We start from the raw sequence: 25673 nt of genomic DNA, 5'->3' as shown, positions 1-25673 counted from the left end.
GGGGCGTCAGTCGGCCGAAGGGGGCGCGGGGCGCGGCCGACCGGCGATGGCGGCCTCGATCTCGTCCGCTGTGCGGGCCCGGGTGACGACCCCATCGAGGAACAGGGTCGGCGTACTGCGCACGCCCAGGCTGGAGGCCTGACGGGCGCGGGTCTCGATCTCGTCATAGCGGCTGTCGTCGCTGACGCAGGCCTGGGCCTGGTCCAGCGGCAATTTGGCGGCTGTGGCGGCCGAGATCAGCCAGCCATCGACATTGCCGCTTTGCAGATAGGTGGCCTGACCGCGGAACAGGGCGCCCAAGGCGTCGTCATAATGTTCGGGTGCCGCACAGCGGGCGAGCACAGCGCCTGCCAGCGCCAGCTCGGGTGGATTGGTCGGCAGGTCCCGCCACACGACGCGCACCTGACCGGTGTCGATCAGGCGACGCTTGATCTCGGGGAAGTCTGCCTCGTGCCAGACCGCGCAGTGGCCGCAAACCGTCGAGAGGTAGGCGGTCAGGGTCACGGGCGCGTCGTCCCGGCCGAGGGTGCGATCGGCGGGGTCGACCGCCAGAACGCGCTCGGGCGCAGCCATGGGCGGCGGGGCCGGCCGCGCTGTCTGCTGGGCCAGCGCGGGCTGGCCCAGGGCGAGAACCGCCAGAGCAGTCAGTGTGGCAAGACCCGCGATGCGCATGGGCTTTACTTGGCCAGTTCGGCGTCGATGGCGGCAGACAGGCCCGCCAGCGAGCTGTCGGCCACGCGGGTGCCGTTGACGAAGAAGGTCGGGGTGCCGGTCACGCCCGCGGACCGGCCCGACTGGATGCGCTCTTCCAGGGCGGCCAGGGCCTCGGGGTCGGTGACGCAGGTGCGGTATTCTTCCTCGCTCAGGCCGACCGAGGTGGCGATGCGGCTGAGCGTGGCGGCGGGCGGGATGCCCTGTTGCCACTCGCGCTGGCTGGCCATGATTTCCTCGACGACCTGGAAGTAGCGGTCCTCGCCGGCGCAACGGGCCAGCAGGAAGCCGGCGGCGGCGACATCGGCGGGCGGGGTCGGGAATTCGCGGAAGACGTAACGCACCTGATTGGTGTCGACGTATTTGGCCTTGAACTCAGGCCAGACGCGTTCCTGCCACGCCGCGCAGACGCCGCAGGTGACCGAGGCGTATTCGACGACCGTGACCTTGGCTCCTTCAGGGGCGCCCTTGGCCATGTCCCCCTGTGCGGCCTGAGTGCCCTCGGACCCGCCGCAGGCAGCCAGGGTGCCCATGGCAGCGAGAGCCGCTCCGGTCATGGCGGCGCGGCGGCTCATGGCGCTGAAACGGAAGCGGGCGGTCTTGGGGCCGGTGGACATGGGTCAATCCTCTTGACGGTCAGCGCACGAAGGGCAGGTCATATACAGCGAGTCCTTGGCTAGGACCCCGCCCCGGCTTTGTCGAGACGCCTTGCGGCAAAGTTTTGTCCTAGGGCCTTCCGGCACGCCGATTGAGCACGCTGCGGCCCAGCCGCTCGAGGGCGGCGGCCAGTGGCGCGGGGGCAGCGGCGACCGAGGCCTTGAGCGCCGCCTCATCGGCAGCGCCGAGCGGGGGAGGGGCGGCAGGTTTGGTCAGAGGGGCGCGCGAGCGTGTGGCGCGCGGCCCGATCGGCCCCTGGGCGATGCGCAGGCGCTCGACCGCGCCCTGTCCGAGGAACAGATTGACCCGTTCCAGAATGTCCGCCGACTGGTGCTGGACCAGCAGGGCGGCGGGGCCGGCCACGCGAAGCTCCAGCGTGGCGCCGGCTGACTTGCCGTCCGGCCCCTTTCGCGGGCGGGTCAGTTTCTGCGGGCGGGTGACGGCGGCCAGGCGCTCGCCGACGATTTCGGGCCAGCGGGCCTCAAGCGCCTCGGCCCCCCGGCCATAGCGGTCGTCCAGGGTTCGGATCAGCTTTTCCAGCGCCCGGCCGACACGCGGGGCAGGACGCGGCAGGGGACGCGTCTTGCGGCGAGCAAGAATTTCGCGGGCTTCGTCTTCCGTGGGCAGCGGACGGGGCATGGTGTCACTATACCCCGGGATGCCATGCGCTCCTATGCTGGAGACGATGAGCCCTCCCGATTCTGACAGACTGGCCGCGATCCGCAGCGCGCTGATGGCCTGGTATGCCGTCCATGCCCGGGCGCTGCCGTGGCGGATGGCGCCGGGGTCCGCCGCGCGGACCGATCCCTATCGGGTGTGGCTGTCGGAGGTGATGCTGCAGCAGACCACCGTGCCCCACGCCACACCCTATTTTCAGGCCTTCACCACGCGCTGGCCGAGGGTCGAGGCGCTGGCAGCGGCAGAGGACGAGGCCGTCATGGGAGCCTGGGCCGGGCTGGGATACTACGCCCGGGCCCGAAACCTGCTGGCCTGTGCCCGGGCGGTGGCGCGTGACCATGGCGGGGTGTTTCCCGACACCGAAGACGGCCTGCGGGCCCTGCCGGGGCTGGGGGCCTATACGGCGGCGGCAGTGGCGACGATCGCCTTTGGCCGCCGGGCCGTGGTGGTCGACGGCAATGTCGAGCGGGTGATGGCGCGCCTGTTCACGGTCGAGACGCCGTTACCGAAAGCGCGCCCCGAGCTGCGGGCGCTGGCCGATGCCCTGACGCCGGAGCCGCAGGATTTCGATCCTGGCGATTGGGCCCAGGCCCTGATGGATCTGGGGTCCCGCATCTGTCGGCCCCGGTCACCGCTGTGCGGGGAGTGCCCGCTGGCCGGGAACTGTCAGGCGCGGGCCAGCGGCACGCCCGAGGTCTGGCCAAGGAAGCTGGCCAAGGTGCCAAAGCCCCGGCGCGAGGGGATAGCCTGGGTGCTGGTCGACAAGGCCGGCCGGGTCGGTCTGGTGAAGCGGCCGGACAAGGGCCTGCTGGGCGGGATGCTGGGACTGCCGACCTCGGGCTGGGATGCCGGTGAGGGCAGCGGACCGCCGGTCGCCTCAGATTGGTGGGACGTCGGCACCGTGCGTCACGTCTTCACCCATTTCGAGCTGGAGCTGACGGTGATGCGGGCCGAGGGCGAGGCCGACCTGATCTGGCGCGAGGTCGCAGAGGCCGAGGAGACCCTGCCGACGGTGTTCAGAAAGGCTCTGGTTCGGGCGCTGGCCGACTGATCCTCCCCTGCGCAGCGGGGGAGGAACGGGTCATCCTACATCGCCGCGCGGATTTCGGCGCGCAGGGTGTCGATGGACTTGAAGCCCTGATCCGTCTTGAAGCGCCAGTAGGTCCAGCCGTTGCAGGCCGGGGCGTTTTCCATAAGGGCGCCCAGCTTGTGGATCGAGCCGGTCAGGTCGCCGTGGATCAGGCTGCCGTCGGCGCGGACGCGAGCCTCTCGCGAGCCATCGGGCGCATAGAGCCGGTCGCCGGGACGCAGCAGGCCGGCCTCGACCAGGGCGCCGAAGGGCACGCGCGGTTCGGACCGTTTCGAGCCCATCACGGCCAGATCCTCGGGGTTGGCGGGCACGACGGCGGCGAGGCGCTTTTCGGCGACGCGAATATAGTCGTCCTCGCGTTCGATGCCGATGTAGTGGCGGCCGAGACGCTTGGCAGCGGCCCCGGTGGTGCCTGTCCCGAAGAAGGGATCCAGCACCACATCACCCGGGCGGGTCGAGGCCAGCAGCACGCGGTGCAGCAGGGCTTCGGGCTTTTGCGTGGGATGGGCCTTCTTGCCGTCAGCGTCCTTGATCCGCTCCTCGCCCGTGCACAGGGCGAAGGTCCAGTCGGACCGCATCTGGGTGTCTTCGTTGAAGGCCTTCAGGGCGTCGTAGTTGAAGGTGTAGCGCTTTTGCCCCTGGCTGCGGGCCGCCCAGATCAAGGTTTCGTGGGCATTGGTGAAGCGCGTGCCCTTGAAGTTCGGCATGGGGTTGGACTTGCGCCAGACGATGTCGTTCAGCACCCAGAAGCCGAGGTCCTGAATGGCGGAGCCCAGCCGGAAGACATTGTGATAGCTGCCGATCACCCAGATCGTGCCCTCGGGCTTCAGCACCCGTCGGCACTCGGCCAGCCAGGCGCGAGTGAAGGCGTCATAGGCCGCAAAGCTGTCGAACTTGTCCCAGTCGTCGTCGACCGCATCGACGCGCGAGTTGTCGGGGCGCAGCAGGTCGCCGCCCAGCTGCAGGTTATAGGGGGGATCGGCGAACACGGCATCGACCGAGGCGTCCGGCAGGGATTTCAGCACCTGGATGCAGTCCCCCTTGAGAATGACGTCGGTCTTGAACTCGGACATGCAGGCGCGCCCCTGTGGAAACAAGCGGCGATCCTGAGTCCGCAGGGTTAAGAGGCGGTTAGCCGTGTTGCCGAAAGCGTAGGGAAGGGGCGTCTGGTGCAATCCCGACAAAGTCCGCTATGACGCCCGGATGATCGCACGTCTTCGTCCAGTTCCCTTCCCGATCGGGCCCGTCCACTTCGTCGGCATCGGCGGTATCGGCATGAGCGGCATCGCCGAGATCATGCTCAAGATCGGCTATCAGGTACAGGGCTCGGACGCCAAGGCCGGGGCCAATACCGAGCGGCTGGAACAGCTGGGCGCGAAGATCTTCATCGGCCACGACGCCGCCCATGTGGGCGAGGAGGTCGCGGCCGTCGTCTATTCCACGGCGGTCAAAGCGGACAATCCGGAGCTGGCCGTGGCGCGCGGACGGCGAATCCCGCTGGTCCGGCGGGCCGAGATGCTGGCCGAGCTGATGCGGCTGCAGTTTTCGGTGGCGGTCGGCGGGACCCACGGCAAGACCACCACGACGTCGATGATCGCGGCCCTGCTGGATGCGGGCGGCACCGACCCGACCATCGTCAACGGCGGGATCATCAATGCCTATGGCACCAACGCCAAGGTCGGCGACGGTGACTGGATCGTGGTCGAGGCCGATGAGTCGGACGGCAGCTTCCTGAGGCTGAAATCCACGGTCGCCGTGGTCACCAATATCGACCCGGAGCATCTGGATCACTACGGCGACTTTGACGGGGTGCGTAAGGCCTTCGTCGATTTCGTCGAGAACATCCCCTTCTACGGCTTTGCCGCCGTCTGTCTGGACCACCCCGAGGTGCAGCGGCTTGTGGCGACCATCGATAACCGGCGCATGGTCACCTATGGCACCAATCCGCAGGCCATGGTGCGGGCGATCAACTGCGACATGGGCCCGGATGGGGCGCGGTTCGACGTGGCCTTCCAGAAACAGGGGCTGGATGCGCTGGACGAGCCCGATGTGCTGGAGGGCCTGCATCTGCCGATGGCTGGCGCACACAATGTGTCGAACGCCCTGGCGGCCATCGCCGTGGCGCGTGAGCTGGGCATATCGGACGCGGCAATCCGCGAGGGGCTGGCCGGGTTCGGCGGGGTCAAGCGGCGCTTTACGACCACCGGCGTGGTCGAAGGCGTGCGGATCGTCGACGACTATGGCCACCACCCGGTCGAGATCGCCGCGGTGCTCAAGGCCGCCCGTCAGGTCGTGCACAAGACCGAGGGCTCGGGCCGGGTGATCGCCGTGGTGCAGCCGCACCGCTACACGCGCCTGCGCGACCTGATGAACGACTTCTCGACCTGTTTTGCCGATGCCGACTCGGTGCTGGTCGCCGACGTCTATGCGGCCGGCGAGCAACCGATCGAGGGGGTCGACAAGGACGCCCTGGTCGAGGGCATCCGCCGGTTCGGCCATCGCTCGGTGCGCCCGCTGGAAAGCGCCGCCGCCCTGCCGCGCCTGATCCGGGAAGAGGCGAAGGCGGGCGATCTGGTGGTGCTGCTGGGGGCCGGCGACATCACGGCCTGGGCCTACGCCCTGCCGGGGCAGCTGGAGGCGCTGGGATGACGGTCACGGGCGGATGCCAGTGCGGGCGGGTGCGCTACCGCATCAGCGGCGGTCTGGATCATGCGCATTTCTGTCACTGCCGGATGTGCCAGAAGGCCGTCGGCAACGTTTTCGCCGCCCTGGTCGGGTGCCCGCGCGACAACCTCACCTGGGAGGGGGAAGGCCCGGAGGTGTTCGACAGTTCGTCGGTCGCCGAGCGGCCCTTCTGCGCGCGATGCGGTACGCCACTGGGCTTTGCCTACAAGGACAGCGACTGGGTCAATGTCACGATCGGCAGTCTGGACGACCCGTCGGTGGCTCCCATCCAGCAGCACTGGGGCGTCGAGGCCATGGTGCCGTGGCTGGAGCTGGGTGACGACCGTCCCCGCTGCAGCACAGGCGAGGGTCTGAGCGCGCAGCAGACCGCGCGCCTGAAGGACATGACCTCTCATCAGGCAGACGACGCATGAGCGACTGGCGCGACACCCTGCCTGAGGTCCGCGGCAAGCTGCTGCGTGATGAGCCGCTGGGGCCCTACACCTGGTTCCGGGTGGGCGGGGCGGCAGATGTGCTGTTCCTTCCGGCGGATGCAGACGATCTGGCGGACTTCCTGAAGGCGCTGGACGCCTCGGTGCCGGTCACGGTGCTGGGCGTGGGCTCGAACGTCATTGTGCGGGATGGCGGGGTCGAGGGCGTGGTGATCCGGCTGGCCGGGCGGCCCTGGGCGCAGATCACGACCGAGGGGGACACCATCACCGCCGGCGCGGGCGCGCTGGATTCGATGGTGGCGCGGGCCTCGGCCAAGGCGGGCCTGGCCGGGCTGGAATTCTATGCCGGCATTCCGGGTACAATCGGCGGCGCCCTGACCATGAATGCGGGGTGCTACGGCTCGGAGACGAAGGATGTGCTGGTCGCGGCCCGCGGAGTGACCCGAGCGGGCGAGCGGGTCGAATACGCGCTGGCCGACTTTGGCTACACCTATCGCCACTCGGAAGCTCCGGCGGACATCATCTGGCTGGAGGCCACCTATCGGGGTCGGCCCGACGATCCCGAGGCAGTCCAGGCGCGGATCGACGCGATCACATCGCGCCGCGAACAGACCCAGCCGATCCGCGAGAAGACAGGCGGCTCGACCTTCAAGAACCCCCCGGGGCATTCCAGCTGGAAACTTGTGGATGAAACGGGCTGGCGCGGAAAACTGTTTTCGGTCACCGGGGGCGGGGCCAAGTTCAGCGAATTACACAGCAATTTCATGATCAATCCCGGCGAGGCGACGGCGGCTGACATCGAGGGGCTGGGCGAGGCGGTGCGATCCGACGTTCAAAGTAAACTCGGCGTAAACCTCGAATGGGAGATCAAGAGGATCGGCCGCCCCACCTGAGTCCCGTTCCGCACCATGAACCGCCCCCTGAAAGACCTGCATGTCGCCGTCCTCATGGGGGGGCTGTCGGCCGAGCGCGAGGTGTCGCTGAACTCGGGCAAGGGGTGTGCGGATGCTCTGGAAGGCCAGGTCGCCCGCATCAGCCGCATCGACGCCGGACGCGATCTGGCGAATGTGCTGGGCGGGCTGATCCGTCCCGATGTTGTTCTGAACTGCCTGCACGGCGCCTGGGGTGAGGACGGCTGCGTCCAGGGCGTGCTGGAGACGCTGAATATCCCCTACACCCACTCCGGTGTGCTGGCCTCGGCCCTGGCCATGGACAAGGCCAAGTCCAAGGCCGTGCTGGCCGCGGCGGGCATTCCGGTGCCGGGCGGAGGCCTGTTCGACCGGCATGAGGTGGCGCGCGACCACGTCATGGCCCCGCCCTATGTGATCAAGCCGAATGCCGAAGGCTCGTCGGTCGGCGTCTTCCTGGTGACCGAGGGATCGAACCGCCCGCCCCAGGAGGTCGGGGCTGACGACTGGACCTATGGCGAACAGGTGATGGTCGAGCCCTTCATCGCCGGGCGTGAGCTGGCGGTCGCCGTGCTGGGCGAGGCGGACGGCCCGCGGGCGCTGACCGTCACCGACATCACCCCGACCAAGGGCTTCTATGACTATGAGGCCAAATATGCCCCGGGCGGCTCGGTGCACGAGCTGCCGGCGCGACTGAAGCCCGATGTGTTCGAGATGGCGCTTCGCCTGTCCGAGCGGGCGCATGCGGCGCTGGGCTGTCGCGGGGTGACCCGATCCGACTTTCGTTATGACGATGTTAAGGACGTTCTCGTTCTTCTGGAGGTCAACACCCAGCCGGGCATGACCTCGACCTCGCTCGTTCCCGAGCAGGCCGCGCATGTCGGCGTCGGGTATCCGGAACTGGTCAGGTGGATGGTGGAGGACGCCTCATGCCCGCGGTAGTTCGCGGCGGTCGGCGCCAGCAGGGCGGGGGCGCGTCGCGTGGACGTCAGGCCCCGGCCTCACGCGGGAGGTCAGGGCGCGGCAAGGCCCCGGCGGTCGGTATTCCGGCCAAGATGGCGGCCATCGGCCGGCTGGACCTGTCCGCGCGTGCGGTCGGGATTTCGCTGCTGGTCGGCGTGCTGTTCATCGGTGGCCTGATGGCGACCGGTGCGCGGGCCGAACGCGTCGGCCAGTCCGTTTCGAACGGGGTCGACAGCATGGTGGCCGGCATGGGCTTTCGTCTGGGCCGGGTGCATGTGACCGGCGCGTCGGAGGAGGCCATGCCCGCCATTCAGGCGGCGCTGGATGTGACCGCCGGTCAATCGATGAGTTCGCTGGATCTGGACGCCCTGCTGGAGCAGGTGCGCGGCGTCAGCTGGGTCAAGGATGCGCGGGTCGTGCGCCTGCTGCCCGGAACCCTGATGATCGAGGTCGTCGAGCATGACCGGCTGGCCATCTGGCAGGCCAATGGACAGGTCGCGGTGATTGACGGCGAGGGTCAGGTGATCCGCGGAGCCGATCCGCGTCAGTATCTGCATCTGCCGCTGGTGGTGGGGACGGGGGCCGAATTGGCCGCCGCCGAAATCCTGCCGTTGATCGAGGCCCGCCCGCGTCTGCGGGACCGGACCGAGGCCCTGATCCGGGTCGACGAGCGGCGCTGGGACATCCGCCTGAAGGACGGCGGCCTGATTCGGCTTCCGGCCGACGGGGCCGAGGCGGCCCTCATTCAACTGGATGCGCTGGATCAGCGGCATCAGCTGTTCGAGCGCGGCTTTGAACTGGTGGATCTGAAGGTGCCCGGCACCCTGGGCCTGCGCCCGGCAGAGCTGGCGGGCGACCTGGCGGCTGCGCCTTTCGTTGCGGGAGGTCTGTGATGGCGGGACGTCGTCCGGAGCTGACGCTTGACGGGGCGCTGGGGGGCGGTCGCGCACCGCTGGTCGCGGCGCTCGATATCGGCCATTCCAAGATGGCCTGCTTCATCATGAAGGCGGACGGTGTGCGCCATGCGGACCGGACGGTCCGGGTCGCCGGCGTCGGCCATGTCCAGTCCCGCGGCGTCCAGCAGGGCATGATCGTCGACATGGAGGGTGCCGCCCAGGCCATCGGCCATGTGGTCGAGCGGGCCGAGCGCGCCGCCGGAGTTCCGGTGACGGGCGTGATTGTCAGCACCTCGGTCGGCCGCATGCAGAGCCACAGGGTCCGTTCGCGCGTGTCCCTGGGCACCAATCCGGTCAGCGACGCCGATCTGGCGCGGGCGATCGGTCTGGCGCTCGACAAGATTCGCCTGCCGGATCGCCGGCCCATCCATGTGCTGCCGGTCGCGTGGTCGGTGGACGACGCCCGGGGCGTGCGCGATCCGCGCGCCATGCGCGGCAACAGCCTGGAACTGGACCTGCTGGTCGTATCCATGGCCGAGACGGCCTTCATGTCGCTGAGCCATTGCCTGGAGCTGGCGCATCTGGACCTGCAGGGTGTGGTCGCGGCCCCCGTGACCTCGGCCCTTGCGGCGCTGGAAGACGACGAGATGGACCTCGGCGCCCTGTGCATCGACATGGGGGGAGGCACGACCACGGCGACGGTCTGGGCCGACCGCAGCCTGCTGCACGTCGAAAGCCTCAACGTCGGTGGCGATCATGTCACCAGCGACATCGCCAAGGGCCTGTCGACCTCGCGCGCCGGTGCCGAGCGGCTGAAGACCCTGCACGGGTCGGCCATGGCGTCAGCCAATGAGGACCGCGAACTGCTCGAGGCCCCACCCCGGGGCGAGGACCCCTCGGCGGGCGCAGTGGTCGTGCCGCGCGCCATGCTGAAAAGCGTGATCGCTCCGCGCGTCGAGGAAACGCTTGAAATCCTGCGCGATCGCATCCGCAGCGGCGGGATTGCCCTTGAGCCGGGGACCAGTGTGGTGCTGACCGGCGGCGCCAGCCAGCTGAACGGTGTGCGAGAGCTGGCCGTGCGCGTGTTTGACCGTCCGGTGCGCCTGGGCAGGCCCCAGCGTGCGCCGCACCTGGCCGATGCCGCCTCGGGTCCGGCCTTCTGTGCGGCGGCGGGATGTTTGCTCAAGTCTGCCTATGGCCCGAGAGAATCGGTTTCGGCCCGGCGGCTGATGACCCGCCAGATTTCGGCCAGTGATGCGCCCAATCCCTATGCAGGCGGTCTGGTCGCCCGCGCCGCCGACTGGTTGCGCCGCAACCTCTGAATGGCTGCTGCGGGGGCCTGGAACATTTCCCTTCGGTGGCGAGAGTGTGTCCGGATTGTAACAACCCAGGCCTTGAGTGGACACAGTCGAGCCACAATGCCTTGTGGCGCGTCACTTTGCTGCTAGCGTGCAGTCCTACGTGGGGCCTCGTAAGACAGGTTCCGACCGTCCTTCGCAAAAACAGGTTGGGTTTAAAACATGCTTCGTGAACGCAAGTATCTCTTCGGTACGACGATCTTGGCGAGCGTCCTCGCCCTCTCGGCCCCCGCCTTCGCCCAAACCGCTCCGACCCAGGATCCGGACGAGGACGAAGAAGAAGCTGCTGCCGTCGTCGAGGAAATCGTTGTCGTCGGTTCGCGCATCGCCCGCGACGTCTACAACTCGCCCTCGCCCGTCCAGGTGATCAACCGCGAGGAGTCGACCCTGGCCGGCCTCGCGACGACCACCGAAATCCTGCAGGGCGTCGCCGTCACCGGCGGCACCAGCCAGATCAACAACCTGTACAGCGGCTTCGTCGTCAACGGCGGCCCTGGCGTGAACACCATCGGCCTGCGGGGCCTTGGCCCGACCCGGACGCTGGTTCTGCTGAACGGTCGCCGGGTCGCCCCGGCCGGCTCGCGCGGCTCGGTCGGTTCGGCCGACCTGAACGTTCTGCCTTCGGCTCTGATCGAGCGTGTTGAAGTGCTGCGGGACGGTGCCTCGTCCATCTATGGCTCGGACGCCGTTGCCGGCGTTATCAACATCGTGACCCGCGCCGACATCGAAGGCGTCGTGATCGAGGGCAACCGCCAGCAGACGACCCAGGCCAATGGTGCCGGTAACGCCACCCGCCTGTCGATCGCCGGTGGTATCCAGGGCGAGCGCTGGAGCTTCCTCGGTTCGGTCGAGCGCTTCGAGCGTGAAGAGGTCAAGCTGGGTGACGTTGAGCACGCCCAGTGCCCCACCGCCGGGCCCTTCCTGCCGAACACCGCTGGCTTTGAAGACTTCATCGACCCGCTGACCGGTCAGCCGAAGTGCTTCTCGATCGACAACGGCGGCGTGACGGTGAACACGATTGCCACGTCAGCCCGTACGGGCATCGGTGCCTATGGCTCCGCGACGCCGGGCACCCTGGGCACCTACAACCGCTGGCGTCCGAACTCCGCAGTCACCTCGGGTCTCATCGGCTTTGAAGGCGTCAGCGGTGCCAGCCTCGACATTCGTGACACCTTTGACCCGCGCATGCTGGAAGAGACGCTGTTCTCGCCGGTGGCGACCACCACGGCCTTCATGTCGGTCGGCTACGATCTGCGCGCTCTCGGCAATGCAGAAATCTACGCCGAAACCCTGCTGAACAAGCGTGAATCGAGCTCGCTCGGTGGCCGTCAGCTGGTCCTCGACTATGCCGTCGGCAGCCTGCTGATCCCCGCCAACCTCAGCGCGGGCGGACCGCTGGCCGGTAACCTGGGTCTCACCCCGGGTCGCAACACCCAGATCCGGGTCTTCCCGTACCACCAGTATAACAGCGAGCAGGACGTCACCTTCGCCAAGCAGGTGCTCGGCATCCGCGGTGACCTGCCGATCAGCAACTGGACCTATGACGTCTACGCCAGCTACACCAACTCCCGCTCGGAGTATCAGGCCGACCTCGCTCTCACGAGCCGTCTGATCAACTCGCTGGACGTCGTCGCCGCTCCGGCCGGGACCCCGGCTGAGCTGACCCGTTCGGGCATTGGCCCGGCAGGCACGCAGGTGACCGTCACCTGCCGTGTCAACGTCGGCAACACCAACGCGAACTGCGTGCCCGCGCCGTTCATCACCAACGACACCATCGGTGGTTATTACCCGCAGGACTTCATCAACTACGTTGAGGAAGCGACGCTGGGCGTGACCTCGTACGACGAGTTCGTCGTCTCGGGTGGCTTTGGCGGGGAACTGTTCTCCCTGCCGGCCGGTGAGGTTCAGTTCTACCTGGGTGCCGAGTTCCGCGAAGCCTCGATCGACGACACGCCCGATATCGCGTCTCAGACCGGTGACACCTACAACTTCTCCACCTCGGCCATCACGCGCGGTGAAGACTCGGTCTGGGAAGTCTTCGGTGAAGTCGAGGTCCCGCTGCTGCGTGACCTGCCGATCGCCAAGGAACTGACGCTGTCGGCCTCGGGTCGTTACACGGACTATGAGTCCTACGGCGACGACACGACCTACAAGGTTGGTCTGCTCTACCAGATCACTGACTGGGTCGGTCTGCGGGCCACCTACGGCACCTCCTACCGCGCCCCGGCGCTGTTCGAGCAGTTCCTCGGTGCGACCGCCGGCTTCCTCGCCAGCACCACCGACGTCTGCAACGACTACGACGCTGCCGGTCGGAACCCCAACCTGGCGGCCAACTGCGCCTCCGAGGGCCTGCCCCCCGGCTTCACCGCCACCAGCAGTGTCCGTCAGTTGAACGCGGGCGGTGCTGCGGCCGGTCTGGCGGCGGAAACGTCCACCAACTTCACCGGCGGCGTGGTGTTCACGCCCACCCTGCCGGGACGTCTGGGCACCCTGGCTGTCGCGGTCGATTACTACGACATCCAGATCGACAACGGCGTCTCCCAGGTCGGCAGCGCGTTCATCCTGAACCAGTGCTACACCTCCTCGGCTGCTGACTTCGCTGCCGGCGCTGGCTACTGCGCCTTCGTCGAACGCGCTCCGGTGACCAACTCGCTGACCGTGACCAACGGTTATGTGAACATCGCCACCAACGTGGTTGAAGGCATCGACTACAACCTGCGTTACCGGAACAGCTTCGGTCCGGGCGACTTCCTGGTGAACCTCAACGTCACCCAGTACCTGGAGCGCTACAACCAGCTGTTCCCGACCGATCCGATCTACACCCTGGTGGGTCGTCTGGGCACGCCGGAATACTCGGCCAGCATGAACGTCCAGTATTCGTGGGACCAGTGGTCGGTGTTCTGGGGCACGGAGTGGATCGACGCCACGACGGAAGAAGACGACTACTTCCGTCGTAATGGCCAGAGCCTGAAGAGCTTCGGCATCGACAGCGACCTGGAAGAGTACTTCCTGCACTCGGCCTCGGTCCGCTGGGGCAATGACGATCTGTCGGTCGTCATGGGTGTGCGGAACGTCTTCGACGTCGATCCGCCGTCCGGCACCGGCTACTGGGTGGGTGGTATCGGCAACTCGCCGACCTACTCGGGCTACGATCAGTTCGGTCGCACGCTGTTCTTCAACGTCGCCAAGTCCTTCTAAGGCGACGAACAGCAGAAACGTTGGGGCGGCGGACTTTGGTCCGCCGCCCTTTTCGTATGCGGCGGGGACGCCTTCTTCCGACGGTCAGAAATGAACCCCGGGAATCCGAGGCGGACAGGCGCTCAGTCGCGGAGCTGCGCCAAGTCCCGCGCCGCCGGTCTGCGCGGAGCAGACGCGTCGACGACCGTCCACGGCGCCTGCTGCACCGATGGGATCACGTCCCCAGCACGGGCTCTCGCCAGTCTTGGCGGGAAGCCAGGGCAGTTGTCAGGGGGACACAAGAGCGCGACCGCCGGCCGAGGGCGTCGGGTTGGCCGCCGTCATTCAGGCAGAGTGTCAGCGCGGTGCGACCAGGCCGACCGCTGATGCGCACCCGGCCACGAAACCTGCGGACCGCCTGAGCCGAGCAGGGCTGTCGCGGCCCCGTAGATATTCAGCGGGGGGAGGGGCCGGCCGTTCCCCGGCGGCGAGGGGCATCGCCCGCCCGGCGGGGCACACGAAAAAGCCCGGCAGCCGAGGCCGCCGGGCTTTGGTCCGTCAGTCTGAGCCGATCGTCAGCGCGGAGCGGCCAAACCGCCTTCACCGCAGCTGGTCTTCAGATAATCGTCGACCAGCCTCAGTTGCTGAGCGGCGATGTCGCGCGTCCAGGCCGGTCCGTGACCGTAGTCAGGGATGACCTCGTACTGGATGTTCTGGCCGCTGCTGCGCGCCCCGTTCACGAAGCCCTCGGACTGTTCGAGCAGAACAGTGGTATCGCGGGCGCCGTGGAAAACCAGCATCGGAATGCTGACCTCTCCGGCCCGGCTCACCGGATTCAACCCATTCACGGTCTCCAACTGGGCCTCACGCGTGTAGGGATTGCGGAACAGGCTTGAGCGGATCTTTGTCAGGTCCGACACGCCGGCTCCGGCAATCGAGCACCGATACAGGCCGTTCGGACGGATGCCTGCGACCATGGCCGCGTAACCACCATAAGAGAAGCCATACATGGCCACGCGGTCGGCGATGGCGTGGCCTTCGGCGACGGCCCAGGTGACTCCGTCGTCGAGGTCATCCTGCATCGTCTGGCCCCACTCATTGTCGCCGGCCTTCCACAGCCGGTCGCCCCAGCCGTCGGAGCCGCGGAACTGGGGTTGCAGCACCGCATAGCCGCGCGAGGTCATGAGCTGGCGCCACATCGAGCCGTCCCAGTCCATCTGGTCGCGCGCCCACGGTCCGCCATGGGGCATGACCACCATCGGGTAGGGGCCGGGGCCGTACATCTCGGCGGACGGCTTGGACAGGAAGGCCGGAATGTCGAGACCGTCGCGGGCCTTGTAATAGACCAGCTCGGTCGTGCCCAGCGTGGCCGGGTCCAGCTGCGGATAGGGCTTTGCGATGGGCAACAGTTCGGTCTTGTTGCGGAGCAGGAAATACTCGCCCGGATCGTTGACGCCGCCGACGAACAGGACGGCAGTGTTCAGGTCGTCGGAGTAGGAGACGATCTCGACGTAGCGATTGTTGGCATAGCGGATCGTGCGCGCCGCGCCGGTCGCCGTGTCGACGATACGGACGGGCGCCTGCTCGATGCCAAGGGCCTGCTCGACCCCCTGGCGAAGCGCCGTCAGCTCAGCATCGACGGTGTAGAACTCCTGACGCGGACCTGAATAGCCGAAGCCCAGGATCTCCCCGAACTTGGGCCCTTCGGTGGTCTCGATCGCCACGCCGGTGGCCTCGAACAGCGGGTGTTCGAACAGCACCTCGCCGATCCGGCGATTGGCGATGTCGTATTCGAAGATGGCCGCCTTGTCGCGACCCCGGTTGGAGATGACGTAGGCGATGTTGGGGTCGGTGGAGAAGCCCGCAACCGCGAACACCTCCCGATCCTTGATGTAGGTGCGGATGTGCTCATCCCAGGCGCTGTTCGCCGAGCGGAACTGGGTGGCGATGTAGAGGCCGCCTGCGTCCCGGTCGGCGATGGTCCGCGTGCGCAGCTCGCCCGTGAGGTCGGTGTCGTAGGCGATGACCCGCTCGCCCGACCGGTGGATGCGTTCGCCCCGATTGGTCTGCAGGTTGATGCGGTAGACGTCGTTGCCCAGCAGGGCGAGAATGTTGTTCGGATCGTTGGGCAGGGTGTCGAGGATGGTCGGGCTGGCCCAACGCGCCGCTTCCGCTTCTGCCCGAGACCGGGTGCGCAGGGCGTCCATGGGATCGCGCCAGTTGCGGCCCTGCAGATCGGTGATCATCAGCTTGGAAATGAAGGTGCCGTTGGTGCCACCGCCGACCGCAATGTCCCAAGGCTCCCAGAGGCTCACGGCGAGGCGGTCATTCTTGATGAACTGAACGCCCCGGATCTTCATCTCGGAGGAACCGATGCGGATCGGCTCCTTGTTGAAGTCGGAGGTGTCCCAGACGAGGATGACGCGATCCTCGCCCCGAGCCTCGAGCCCGACCATGTGACGTCCGTCGGGCGACACCGAAAGGCTGGACAGATAGGGGAAGGCCGCGAACTGTTCGATCGTCGGCGGAACACGCACGGGATCCTGTGGCGAATGGCCCAGCGCCCAGGCGCCAGATGCGCTCGCAGCCAGCGCCAGAGACAGGGCGATCGTCGACACTTTCAAAGACATTACTCAATATTTTCCGAGTTCTGGCCGGCGCCTCCGACCGCAGATTTTGATAGAAACACATGGCGACAAAAGACACAACAAGGCCGTAATTCCCGCCGGACGCGCCCTCGGCGGGTGCACGTTTTCCGCCGACTGAGCTCTCTGGTCTGGGGCCCGACTCAGTCTATGCGGTAACCACCTGTTAAGGCTTACGGGTGTTCTATTAACCCGCTCATAACCAATGCGATTCGGGGGGATTGGCGTCGGTTTGCCGGAGCGGGGTCGGATATAAGGTCGGAAAAAGATATGTCGCTGTCGCTGGTGCGCCCTGAAGCCACGGAATTGAAGCCCCGGATCGTCGTGTTCGGCGTCGGTGGCGCGGGCGGCAATGCCGTCAACAACATGATCGATGCGGGGCTGGAAGGCGTCGACTTCGTCGTCGCCAACACCGACGCCCAGCACCTGAGCTTTGCCAAGACGGACCGCCGGATCCAGCTGGGCGAGACGATCACCCAGGGCCTGGGCGCGGGTGCCCACCCGGAAGTCGGCATGAATGCCGCCGAGGAATCCGCCGACGAGATCGCCACCCACCTCGAGGGTGCGCACATGGTGTTCATCACCGCCGGCATGGGCGGTGGCACCGGTACCGGCGCCGCGCCGGTGATCGCCAAATGCGCGCGCGACCGCAATATCCTGACCGTCGGTGTGGTGACCAAGCCCTTCACCTTTGAAGGCCGCCACCGCATGCGTCTGGCCGAGGCCGGCATCGCCGAGCTGCAGCGCTACGTCGACACCCTGATCGTCATTCCGAACCAGAACCTGTTCCGCGTCGCCAACGAGCGCACGACCTTTGCCGATGCCTTCGGCATGGCTGACCAGGTGCTGCACTCGGGTGTGCGCTCGATCACCGACCTGATGATCCTGCCGGGGCTGATCAACCTCGATTTCGCCGATGTGCGCGCCGTGATGTCCGAAATGGGCAAGGCCATGATGGGCACGGGCGAGGCCGAGGGCGACGACCGCGCCCTGATGGCGGCCCAGAACGCCATCGCCAACCCGCTGCTGGACGAGACCAGCCTGAAGGGTGCCAAGGCCGTGCTGGTCAACATCACCGGTGGCATGGACATGACCCTGCTGGAGGTCGACGAGGCTGCCAACGCCATTTCGGCCGAGGTCGACCCCGACGCCAACATCATCTTCGGTGCGGCCTTCGATCCGGCCCTGGACGGCAAGATCCGCGTGTCCGTGGTCGCCACGGGCATGGATGAAGAGGTAATGGCCCAGACCCCGCCCTCGACCCTGTCGCGGCCGATGACCACCGGCCGTCCCGCGCCCCGCATGCCGGAGCGTGAAACCCAGCGCGCCCCCGAGCCCGTGATCCGTGCCGCCGAGTCCGCGCCTGTGACCCCGACCTTCGAGCCGACGATCCGCACGGCCGAACCCCGCGTACATCCCCAGCCGCAAGCCCCCGAGCCGGTGGCGAAGGCCGAAGCCCCGCGCACCCTGGATCCGATCGTTGATCCCTGGGTCGAGGAGTATGAAGCCGACCAGACCCCGCGCACCGCGACGCGTCCGGTCCAGGGCGACCTGTATATGGAGCCCGCGCGCGAGCCGGCTCGTGCCGAGCGCCAGCCGGAGCCGGAGCCCGAGTGGGACGACCGCGATCACCATCGCAAGTCGGGCTGGAGCCTGTTCGGACGCAAGCGCGCGCCGGAGCCCGCCCCCTATGCCCCGGAAGCCCGCACCGAGCCCCGGCCGATGCGCCTGTCCGGCAACTCGGCCCTGAAGACGCCCGAGCCTGACTCCTCTGAGGAAGATGAGTTGGAAATCCCCTCGTTTCTGAGACGTCTGGCCAACTGATGCACCGCTACGAACGTCCGTGATCCGGGCGTTCGTAACCGCATCGAAACAATCCGAAACCTGACTTTGGTTTTCCTCTCGTAAACCAGACCATAGAGGTGTCGTCGGGCAATTCCGCCCGGCCTCTGTGTGGACGTTTCGTGAGCCCGGTCAAAGCCGATCATCTCGAACAGACCCTGCGCGCCCCGGCGATCATCGCCGGCGTCGGCGTGCACACGGGCCAGCGCGTGCGCCTGGCCGTGCGCCCGGCGCCCACGGGCACCGGCATTGTCTTCGTGCGCACCGATGTGACCGACCGCGACAACCGTATCCCGGTGTCGGGGCAGGCCGTGGTCGAGGCGCGCCTCAACACCATGATCGAGAATGGCGCGGGCGTGCGCCTGTCGACCATCGAGCATCTGATGGCGGCTTTCTGCGCGCTGGGCATTTCCAATGCCGTGGTCGAGGTGGATGGCCCCGAACTGCCGATCCTTGACGGGTCGGCGCTGCCGTTCGTGCAGCTGCTGGACCGGGCGGGTTTCCGCAACCAGGCGGCGCCGCTGCGCTATATCGAGATCCTGGCGCCGATCGAGGTGACCGAGGGCGACAAGCATGCGCGTCTGCTGCCCTGCGACCGCTATGAGATGCGCTTCGAGATCGACTTCGACACGCCGGTGATCGGCAATCAGGTCGTGGATTTCGTCGTCGACGAGGCGACCTTCCGCAGCGACATCATGGCCGCCCGCACCTTTGGCTTTGCCCATGAGGTCGAGGCCCTGCGCCGCGCCGGACTGGCCCGCGGCGGCAGCCTTGAGAATGCGGTCGTCATTGACGGCGACCAGATCCTGAACACCGGCGGCCTGCGGATGGAGCGTGAGTTCGTCAAGCACAAGGCGCTGGACGCTATCGGCGACCTCTATGTGCTGGGTGGCCCGCTGCTGGGCCGCTATGAGGGCTATAAAGCCGGCCACGCGGTCAACAACATGTTGGTCCGCGAACTGCTGGCCCGCCCCGACGCCTGGCGCGAGGTTGTCCGCATGCCCGACATGGCGATGGCGGGCTGAGGCCTACTCCAGCGTAATCACGCTCATCATCCGGCCGAAGTCGGGCTCACCGCTGAGGTGGGCGCGGCGGTTGGAGTAGAAGCGGTCGGCATCGACGCGGGTGTCGTGGCCGGTCCAGGCGACCTGGCCCACGCCCGCGCGCTCCAGCTTCCACATGACATAGCCCGGCAGGTCGAACTGACGTTTGTCGGGCTGTCTGCCCATGACGAAGAACTGGCCCGCGCCCGAGGACTGGCGGAGGAACCGATCCTCGAAGGCTTCGTCGACCTCATAGGAGGCCTGGGCGATGGTGGGGCCGACGACGGCGACGGTCTGGTCGTGTTCGGCGCCGCTCTCCTTCATCCGGCGAAGGGTGGCCTCGATGACGCCACCGACCGCGCCCTTCCAGCCGGCGTGGACCGCGGCGACCAGACCGGCGCGGGGGTTGGCGATCAGGATCGGCGCGCAGTCGGCGGTCAGCACCGCGCACAGGATGCCCGGTTCCTCCACGGCGATCACGGCATCCCCCTCGGGGCGTTCGTCGCCGAAGGGCTGATCGGTCATGTGCACGATGTCGGAATGGATCTGGTAGCAGGCGGCGAAGTCGTCGGGTGTGCCGCCCATGGCGGCGGCGACGCGGGCGCGGTTTTCGCGGACCGCCTCGGGATCATCGCTGGAGCCCACGCCGGTGTTCAGACCCGCATAGAGGCCGGTTGAGACGCCGCCTTGGCGCGTGAAAAAGCCATGGCGGATGCCCGGGATATCCAGCAGCGGATGGGTGATCGGGGTCGGCAGGTCGGTCATGGGTCAACCTCGAAGGCGGGCAGGGTCAGGGTGTCGGGACTATGGAGGGCCGCGACCTTGAACAGGGTGCCCATCTGGTCCGGGGCGGTCAGGCGGTGGACCTGACGGTCGATCAGGTCGGCGGCCTCAGGCTGGGCGGTCTTCAGCCGGTCGGCGCGGACGTGAAGGCCCAGACGGGTCAGGAAGTCGGCCTGGGTGAGCAGAGAGGCAGTCGTGACGCCGGCGGCCTGCGCCGCTGCGAGAACCGCCGGAAAGTCGGCCCACTGGGTCAGGTCTGCCTGACCGGGCGTCGCCAGCGGATCGACCTTGTCGTGGCGGGACAGGGCCTGAAGCGTGTCGCCGGGGCCGGGGGTGTCGCGGCCATAGTCGATCAGCAGGGCGGCCCCTGTGTGGTGCTTCAGCAGGCTGGCGACTGCTTGGGCAAAGGCGCGCTGGGCCGCAGATTGCTCCACCACCTGTCCGGGCTGGACGTCATGGTCGGGAGGCGAGAAGCCCGGGCCGACCGGTCCGAGGCGGAAGGCGAGCTCGCCCTCGGCATCCAGGCCCACCATCCGCTCGGCCCAGCCTTCGGGCGTGCGTTCGAACTGGCGGGCGGGCAGGCAGTCCAGCACCTCATTGGCGACCAGCAGGACGGGGCCTTCGCCGTCGATGGCGGACAGGCTGTCGGTCCAGCGGGGCGCGACCGGCGCTTCGGCCAGCCGCGCCTTTTGCATCGCGCGCAGCGGATGGCTGGGCTCGACGAGGGTCAGGTCGCAGGCCTCGATGAAGGCCGGGACCACGCGGGCGGCGCGCAGGATGTCGGCCATCAGGGTGCCGTCGCCGGGCCCCACCTCGACCAGCTGAAAGGAGGAGGGCGCGCCCATCCGCGACCAGGTTTCGACCAGCCACAGACCGATCAGCTCGCCGAACATCTGGCTGACAGTCGGCGCGGTCAGGAAGTCGCCGTCCGGTCCGATCGCCGGGCGTGTCGCATAATAGCCGCCCTGCGGGTCATGCAGGCAGCGGGTGACATAGTCGGCGACGCTCAGCGGCCCGGTCAGGGCGATCTCGCGCTGGAGCCGCCCCTTCAGGTCCGCGGCTTGCGCCCCGCCGCTCAGGAGTTCGCGCCGACCGGCGGACGGCTCCAGGCACGCCAGACCAGCCAGCCGCCCAGAAGGATCATGGGCACGGACAACAGCATGCCCATGGTGACCACGCCCTGCAGGGCGTCGGGCATGTGAGTGTCCGGCTCACGCACCGTCTCCAGCGCCGCACGGCTGAGCCCATAGCCGAGCAGGAACAGGCCGGTGATGTAGCCGGGCTTGGTCAGCAGCTTCATCTTCCAGACGCCGAGGGTCAGGATCACGAACAGCAGCAGGCCTTCCAGCCCCGCCTCATAAAGCTGGCTGGGGTGGCGGGGCACGTCGCCGGCCGGGCAGAAGCCATAGGTGTTGTAGATCGTCTGGTTGCAGAAGCGGATGGCCCAAGGGACATCGGTTGTCCGGCCCCACAGCTCGCCATTGATGAAGTTGGCCATGCGGCCGAAGAACAGGCCGATCGGCACCACGGGCGCGACCAGATCGCCGAGGCTGAGCAGGTTGATCTTCTGCCGGTTGGCGAACCAGATGATGGCCAGGGTGACGCCGATCAGGCCACCGTGGAAGGACATGCCGCCGCTCCACATCTGGAACAGCTCCAGCCGCGACCAGCCTTCGCCGGTGAACAGCTGGGCGTAGAGGGACGGCTTGTAGAACAGGGCATAGCCCAGTCGCCCGCCGAGGATCACACCCAGCGCGATCCACAGGACCAGATCATCTACCTGGGTCTGGGTGACGGGGGGGCGGCCGGGTGACCAGATCGAGATCGTCCTGGCCAATTTCGAGGCATACCACCAGCCCAGTCCCAGGCCGGCGATATAGGCCAGTGCGTACCAGCGCAGGGGAAACGGGCCGATGGAGATCAGTACCGGATCGAACTCGGGAAAGGGCACGGGGCGTCCTTGGTGTGATCAGCGTTGCCTCGCCTTTAGCAAGACGGGCGGGGGGCGTCTTGCAAGAATTGACGACGGCAGGTTTGCAGCGGTCGGGTCGATCGGCCACATGGACGCCACCAACGCAAGATTTCATTAACCCTCTGGAAACCGGCGCAGCCCAGCGTCGGCACAGGCATCAAGGCAGGCTTCCATGCAGACCCGCAATCCGCTTCTCGACGAACTGGCCCGGCTGTCGACCGGCGCCATGGGGCTGGCCCAGGCGGCGGGCGAGGAAGCCAAATCTGCCATGCGCGCCCAGACGGACCGCATGGTCGCCGAACTGGATCTGGTGCGCCGCGACGAGTTCGAGGCCCTGAAGGCCGAGGTGAAGGCCCTGCGCGCCGAACTGGCCGCGCTTAAGGGTGATGAGGCCGCGCCCGTCAAACGCACCCGCAACAAGCCTCAAAAGGGAACGTCCACAGGCGATCTTCCCCCCGGGGACGCAGCCGGTTGAGCCGAATCCGCGAACAGGCCTACCGTCTGCTTGCTGAGGGCGATTCCCGGGGTTTTCCCGGTAACCTTCTGAAAGACAGGACTCTCTGAATGGACATGGTCAGACCGGACGAGGTGGAAACAACCTTCGATCCCCTCGATGTGGTCGAGCATGTTCTGACGGCGGAAAATCTTCCGTTCGACCGCACGGCCGAGGGTGATCTGGCCTTCGCCCTGGCGGGCGACTGGAAGGACTATGAGCTGTGGTTTGCCTGGCGTCCCGAGGGCGACTGTCTGCAACTGTGCTGCGCGCTGGACCTGCGGGTCGGCAAGACGCGTCGTCCGGCCCTGCATGAGCTGATCGGCCTGATTAACCAGCGGACCTGGCTGGGCCATTTCGAGCTGTGGAGCGAGGATCAGGAGATCGTCTTCCGTCAAGCGCTTGCCCTCCCGCATGGCGAGCGTCCGACCCTGTCACAGGCGGCTTCGATGATCGATGCAGCCATCGATGCGGCGGATCGATATTTCCCGGCGTTTGATTACCTTGTGCGTGGCGGCCGCAAGCCCCAGGACGCCATCGACGCCTGCATGTTCCAGACGGTCGGCACGGCCTGATCCCCGGCGATACGGGGCGCGCCGGTTTGGCGGGCCGCGACCGACCATGTTAGGCACTCCCCACTGATGACCGGCCCGGTCCGGGCCCTCACCGATGTGGAGACTGCATGACTGACACCTTTGCCCTGGATATGGATATCGCCCTGATCGGCTGCGGACGGCTGGGCTCGGCCCTCGTCGAGGGCTGGCTGGCGACCCCGGGGTTCAAGGCGGATCGGCTGAAGATCATCGAACAGTATGAGACGCCTGCCACCGATCAGGCGAAGGCAGCGGGCGCCACCATCAATCCCTCGGCCGACCAGCTGAAGGACGTCGGTGTGTGGGTGCTGGCCATCAAACCGGCAGTCTGGCGCGAGGCGCTGGCCCCTCATGTCGATGTGATGCGCAAGGATGCCGTGCTGGCGTCGGTCATGGCCGGGGTGCGCCTGGATGACGTTCGCGACGCCGCGGGCGGTCGCGGCGTTGCGCGCCTGATGCCGACAACGGCCGTGGCCCAGCGTCAGGGCGTGGCCGGTCTCTATTCGCCGGACCAGAAGGCCCAGGATGTGGCCACCGCCCTGTTCGAGGGCATGGCCGATGTGGTGCCGCTGGAGTCCGAGGATCTGCTGGATCCGGCCACCGGTGTGGCCGGATCGGCCCCGGCCTTTGTCTATGCCTTCATTCAGGCGCTGGCCAAGGCGGGAGAGGCTGAGGGCCTGAAGCCGGATGCCGCCGTACGGCTGGCCCGTGGGGCCCTGCGCTCGGCCGCTGCCGGGGTCTCGGGCGGTCAGAGCCTCGAGGATGCCATCGAACGCATCGCCTCCAAGGGCGGGACGACCCGCGCCGGTCTGGATGCGCTGGAGGCCGACGGAGGTGCCGCGAAGGCCGCGACCGCCGCCGTCAGCGCCGCTGTGGCCAAGGCCCGCGACCTATCCCGCTAGGCGGCCCGTCGCCAGCCGGCGGGCAAACCGGTCAAAGGCGTGGCTGGCATCCTGCCATGTCGTAAAGCCCCGTACCTCGGCAAGGCTTGAAGAATACCAGTCGTAACGGACCGGATAGCGGGTGCCGTCGGCGAGGGTGACCTCGCCTTCGATGGTGGCACCGCCGATGCTCTTGCTGCGCATGCCGTCGAGGCCGGGCTGGGCCGCCAGCTGGGCAAGGGTCGGGCGGTTGGGGCGGATATCGACCAGAACGAGCGAGATGGTGGCGCCCGGCAGGGCCTGCTCGCGGGCCAGGGCCCGCTCGACGGTCACGGCCAGTTGATCGGCCTGCTGCAGCAGGTCGCGCTCGCCCAGTTCATCGGCCTTTTCGATCAGGTCTGGACCGAGCACGACCGAGACATCGGGGCTCTGGGCGGCGGCCGCGCCGGCAACGAGGGTCACGGCGGCCAGGGGGGCAAAGAAGGCAAAGCGGCGCATGGGTGATCTCCTGTGGAGCCCTATACTAACCCGGAAGGCGAATCCGCGCCATCAGGCCGCCCAGCGCGCTGCGGTCCAGGGTGATGTCACCGCCGTGTCCGCGCGCGACGTCACGGGCGATGGCGAGGCCGAGGCCGACGCCCTTGCGGTTCTGGTTGCGCGAGGCATCGAGGCGGGAGAAGGGGCGAAAGGCTTCCTCGTGCATGTCTTCGGGTATGCCAGGACCGTCGTCCTCGACCGCGATCTCCGTGCCGCCGGAAGGCAGGCGGCGGGCCGACAGGCGCACGGCGTCGCCGTGCGCCGCCGCATTGCCGACCAGATTGGCCAGGGCGCGGCGGAAGGCGAGGGGGCGCACGTTGACGGTCAACGCCTCAGGCACGTCCACCTCGACGGTTGCGCCGATCCGGCGGGCGTCCTCCGCCGCCTGGGTCAGCAGATCGGCGACCGAAAGGGTCTCGCTGGCCTCGCCCGCCTCGCCCTGGGCGAAGGCCAGATACTCGTCGATCATATGCTCCATCTGATCGAGGTCGCCCTGCATGGCCGAGGCCCGCTTGAAGGGAGGTGCCAAGGCCAGTTCCAGACGCAGCCGGGTCAGGGGGGTTCTGAGATCGTGGCTGACCGAGGCGAGCAGGGCGGTGCGCTGGTCAATGTGACGCTGGATGCGGTCGCGCATGTCCATGAAGGCCCGCGCGGCGGCCCGGACCTCTCGCGCACCATGGGGCTTGAACCGCTCGCGGGTCTCGCCCCGCCCGAAGGCCTCGGCGGCCGCGGCCAGGCGCTCGATGGCGCGCACCTGATTGCGGATGAACAGGATGGCGACCGACATCAGCAGCACGGTGGCGGCGAGCAGCCAGACGACGAAGATGTGCGCCTGGGTCGCCACGGCCCGCTCGCGAGGGGCGATGATGCGCATGACGCCGTCGCCGACCTGCACCCGGATGTCGATATAGTTGGGATAGCGGGTCGTATCGAACCAGAAGGGCCGGTCGAGGCGGGACGCCAGCGCGGCCTCGAGCGCCCGGTCGACGACGCCTATGGGGCCGCGGCGGACGTTCTCGGGCAGGGTTGTGGCCTCCTGCCAGGCGACGGACAGGGACAGGGTGCGTTCGGCCCGCCCGGCCAGGGTCTCAAGTCCCTCCGGGGTGGGGTCCTCGGCATAGGTCTCGACCGCCCAGGCGATGTCTCCCGCCAGACCTTCGGACAGGCGGGCATTCACCGTCTGCCAGTGGGCGTCGAAGAAGGTCCAGGTGACGAACACCTGCATGACCAGGACCGGCAGGACGATGATCAGCAGGGACCGCCCCCACAGGGAGGTCGGCAGCCGTCGCTTGAGGAAGCGTGTCCAGACCGTGGACGGGAGGAGTTTCAT

Annotated in this window: 23 protein-coding genes; 13 read left to right on the top strand and 10 right to left on the bottom strand. The window is 67.6% G+C overall.

The window, feature by feature from the left end:
- Positions 1 to 6: 6 nt before the first annotated feature.
- The 3 genes from V7672_RS01880 to V7672_RS01870 all read right to left on the bottom strand — a co-directional run bounded on the left by V7672_RS01880 (position 7) and on the right by V7672_RS01870 (position 2007).
- Positions 7 to 672 carry a thioredoxin domain-containing protein gene (locus V7672_RS01880; RefSeq protein ID WP_335622975.1) on the bottom strand — a complete coding sequence of 222 codons (666 nt, stop codon included), beginning with the start codon at positions 670 to 672 and terminating at the stop codon, positions 7 to 9.
- Positions 673 to 677: 5 nt separating this feature from the next.
- On the bottom strand, positions 678 to 1328 hold the full coding sequence (locus tag V7672_RS01875; RefSeq protein WP_335622974.1) for a DsbA family protein: 651 nt from the start codon (positions 1326 to 1328) through the stop codon (positions 678 to 680).
- Positions 1329 to 1437: 109 nt separating this feature from the next.
- On the bottom strand, positions 1438 to 2007 hold the full coding sequence (locus V7672_RS01870; RefSeq protein WP_335622973.1) for a DUF721 domain-containing protein: 570 nt from the start codon (positions 2005 to 2007) through the stop codon (positions 1438 to 1440).
- Positions 2008 to 2053: 46 nt separating this feature from the next.
- Between V7672_RS01870 and V7672_RS01865 the strand changes: the two genes are divergently transcribed.
- The gene (locus tag V7672_RS01865) at positions 2054 to 3097 is read left to right on the top strand and encodes an A/G-specific adenine glycosylase (protein ID WP_335622972.1); all 1044 of its coding nucleotides are present in this window, start codon (positions 2054 to 2056) and stop codon (positions 3095 to 3097) included.
- A gap of 35 nt (positions 3098 to 3132) precedes the next feature.
- Here the strand turns inward: V7672_RS01865 and V7672_RS01860 are convergent, their stop codons facing one another.
- Positions 3133 to 4209, bottom strand: a complete 1077-nt coding sequence (locus tag V7672_RS01860; RefSeq protein ID WP_335622971.1) for a site-specific DNA-methyltransferase — start codon at positions 4207 to 4209, stop codon at positions 3133 to 3135.
- 130 nt (positions 4210 to 4339) lie between these two features.
- Between V7672_RS01860 and murC the strand changes: the two genes are divergently transcribed.
- From murC to V7672_RS01825, 7 genes are all read left to right on the top strand, one after another.
- Entirely contained in the window at positions 4340 to 5785 is a 1446-nt protein-coding gene (murC, locus tag V7672_RS01855; protein ID WP_335622970.1) for a UDP-N-acetylmuramate--L-alanine ligase, read from the top strand.
- Complete coding sequence (locus V7672_RS01850; protein WP_335622969.1) at positions 5782 to 6234, top strand: GFA family protein; 453 nt, start codon at positions 5782 to 5784, stop codon at positions 6232 to 6234. Before murC ends, V7672_RS01850 begins: the two co-directional genes overlap by 4 nt.
- Positions 6231 to 7145: a UDP-N-acetylmuramate dehydrogenase gene (gene murB / locus V7672_RS01845; RefSeq protein WP_335622968.1), complete on the top strand. Its 915-nt coding sequence runs from the start codon at positions 6231 to 6233 to the stop codon at positions 7143 to 7145. Before V7672_RS01850 ends, murB begins: the two co-directional genes overlap by 4 nt.
- 15 nt (positions 7146 to 7160) lie before the next feature.
- On the top strand, positions 7161 to 8102 hold the full coding sequence (locus V7672_RS01840; protein WP_335622967.1) for a D-alanine--D-alanine ligase: 942 nt from the start codon (positions 7161 to 7163) through the stop codon (positions 8100 to 8102).
- Positions 8090 to 9016, top strand: a complete 927-nt coding sequence (locus V7672_RS01835) for a cell division protein FtsQ/DivIB (RefSeq protein WP_335622966.1) — start codon at positions 8090 to 8092, stop codon at positions 9014 to 9016. Before V7672_RS01840 ends, V7672_RS01835 begins: the two co-directional genes overlap by 13 nt.
- Positions 9016 to 10341 (top strand): cell division protein FtsA, encoded by a 1326-nt coding sequence (gene ftsA / locus V7672_RS01830; protein WP_335622965.1) that lies wholly within the window; start codon positions 9016 to 9018, stop codon positions 10339 to 10341. Before V7672_RS01835 ends, ftsA begins: the two co-directional genes overlap by 1 nt.
- Positions 10342 to 10539: 198 nt before the next feature.
- Positions 10540 to 13575 (top strand): TonB-dependent receptor domain-containing protein, encoded by a 3036-nt coding sequence (locus tag V7672_RS01825; RefSeq protein ID WP_335622964.1) that lies wholly within the window; start codon positions 10540 to 10542, stop codon positions 13573 to 13575.
- A 554-nt stretch (positions 13576 to 14129) separates the two neighbouring features.
- On the opposite strand, the gene V7672_RS01820 is transcribed toward V7672_RS01825, so the two are convergent.
- A complete protein-coding gene (locus V7672_RS01820) occupies positions 14130 to 16172 on the bottom strand; it encodes an alpha/beta hydrolase family protein (protein ID WP_335622963.1) in 2043 nt (680 codons plus the stop codon).
- Between the two features lie 297 nt (positions 16173 to 16469).
- Here V7672_RS01820 and ftsZ point away from each other — a divergent pair, with 297 nt between their 5' ends.
- Together ftsZ and lpxC are read left to right on the top strand one after the other, a co-directional pair.
- Positions 16470 to 18023 carry a cell division protein FtsZ gene (gene ftsZ, locus V7672_RS01815; protein ID WP_335622962.1) on the top strand — a complete coding sequence of 518 codons (1554 nt, stop codon included), beginning with the start codon at positions 16470 to 16472 and terminating at the stop codon, positions 18021 to 18023.
- 140 nt (positions 18024 to 18163) lie between these two features.
- On the top strand, positions 18164 to 19066 hold the full coding sequence (lpxC, locus tag V7672_RS01810) for a UDP-3-O-acyl-N-acetylglucosamine deacetylase (RefSeq protein ID WP_335622961.1): 903 nt from the start codon (positions 18164 to 18166) through the stop codon (positions 19064 to 19066).
- A gap of 3 nt (positions 19067 to 19069) precedes the next feature.
- Here lpxC and pgeF read toward each other — a convergent pair whose 3' ends face one another.
- The 3 genes from pgeF to lgt form a co-directional block, all read right to left on the bottom strand.
- Positions 19070 to 19849 carry a peptidoglycan editing factor PgeF gene (gene pgeF / locus V7672_RS01805; protein WP_335622960.1) on the bottom strand — a complete coding sequence of 260 codons (780 nt, stop codon included), beginning with the start codon at positions 19847 to 19849 and terminating at the stop codon, positions 19070 to 19072.
- Complete coding sequence (locus V7672_RS01800; protein WP_335622959.1) at positions 19846 to 20760, bottom strand: class I SAM-dependent methyltransferase; 915 nt, start codon at positions 20758 to 20760, stop codon at positions 19846 to 19848. Before V7672_RS01800 ends, pgeF begins: the two co-directional genes overlap by 4 nt.
- Before the next feature lie 182 nt (positions 20761 to 20942).
- Positions 20943 to 21818, bottom strand: coding sequence for a prolipoprotein diacylglyceryl transferase (gene lgt / locus V7672_RS01795; protein WP_335622958.1), 876 nt, complete (start codon positions 21816 to 21818; stop codon positions 20943 to 20945).
- Positions 21819 to 22011: 193 nt separating this feature from the next.
- Between lgt and V7672_RS01790 the strand changes: the two genes are divergently transcribed.
- The 3 genes from V7672_RS01790 (at position 22012) to V7672_RS01780 (ending at position 23827) form a co-directional block, all read left to right on the top strand.
- Entirely contained in the window at positions 22012 to 22314 is a 303-nt protein-coding gene (locus V7672_RS01790; protein ID WP_335622957.1) for an accessory factor UbiK family protein, read from the top strand.
- Between the two features lie 89 nt (positions 22315 to 22403).
- The gene (locus V7672_RS01785; RefSeq protein WP_335622956.1) at positions 22404 to 22907 is read left to right on the top strand and encodes a YbjN domain-containing protein; all 504 of its coding nucleotides are present in this window, start codon (positions 22404 to 22406) and stop codon (positions 22905 to 22907) included.
- Between the two features lie 107 nt (positions 22908 to 23014).
- Positions 23015 to 23827 (top strand): pyrroline-5-carboxylate reductase family protein, encoded by an 813-nt coding sequence (locus tag V7672_RS01780; protein WP_335622955.1) that lies wholly within the window; start codon positions 23015 to 23017, stop codon positions 23825 to 23827.
- On the opposite strand, the gene V7672_RS01775 is transcribed toward V7672_RS01780, so the two are convergent.
- Positions 23816 to 24304: a hypothetical protein gene (locus V7672_RS01775; protein WP_335622954.1), complete on the bottom strand. Its 489-nt coding sequence runs from the start codon at positions 24302 to 24304 to the stop codon at positions 23816 to 23818. The two genes, V7672_RS01780 and V7672_RS01775, sit on opposite strands and share 12 nt — an antisense overlap.
- Positions 24305 to 24329: 25 nt before the next feature.
- Positions 24330 to 25673, bottom strand: coding sequence for a sensor histidine kinase (locus tag V7672_RS01770; protein ID WP_335622953.1), 1344 nt, complete (start codon positions 25671 to 25673; stop codon positions 24330 to 24332).

Source organism: Brevundimonas sp. (assembly GCF_036963785.1).
Lineage (GTDB): Bacteria > Pseudomonadota > Alphaproteobacteria > Caulobacterales > Caulobacteraceae > Brevundimonas.
This window is presented reverse-complemented; position numbering and strand designations above follow the sequence as displayed.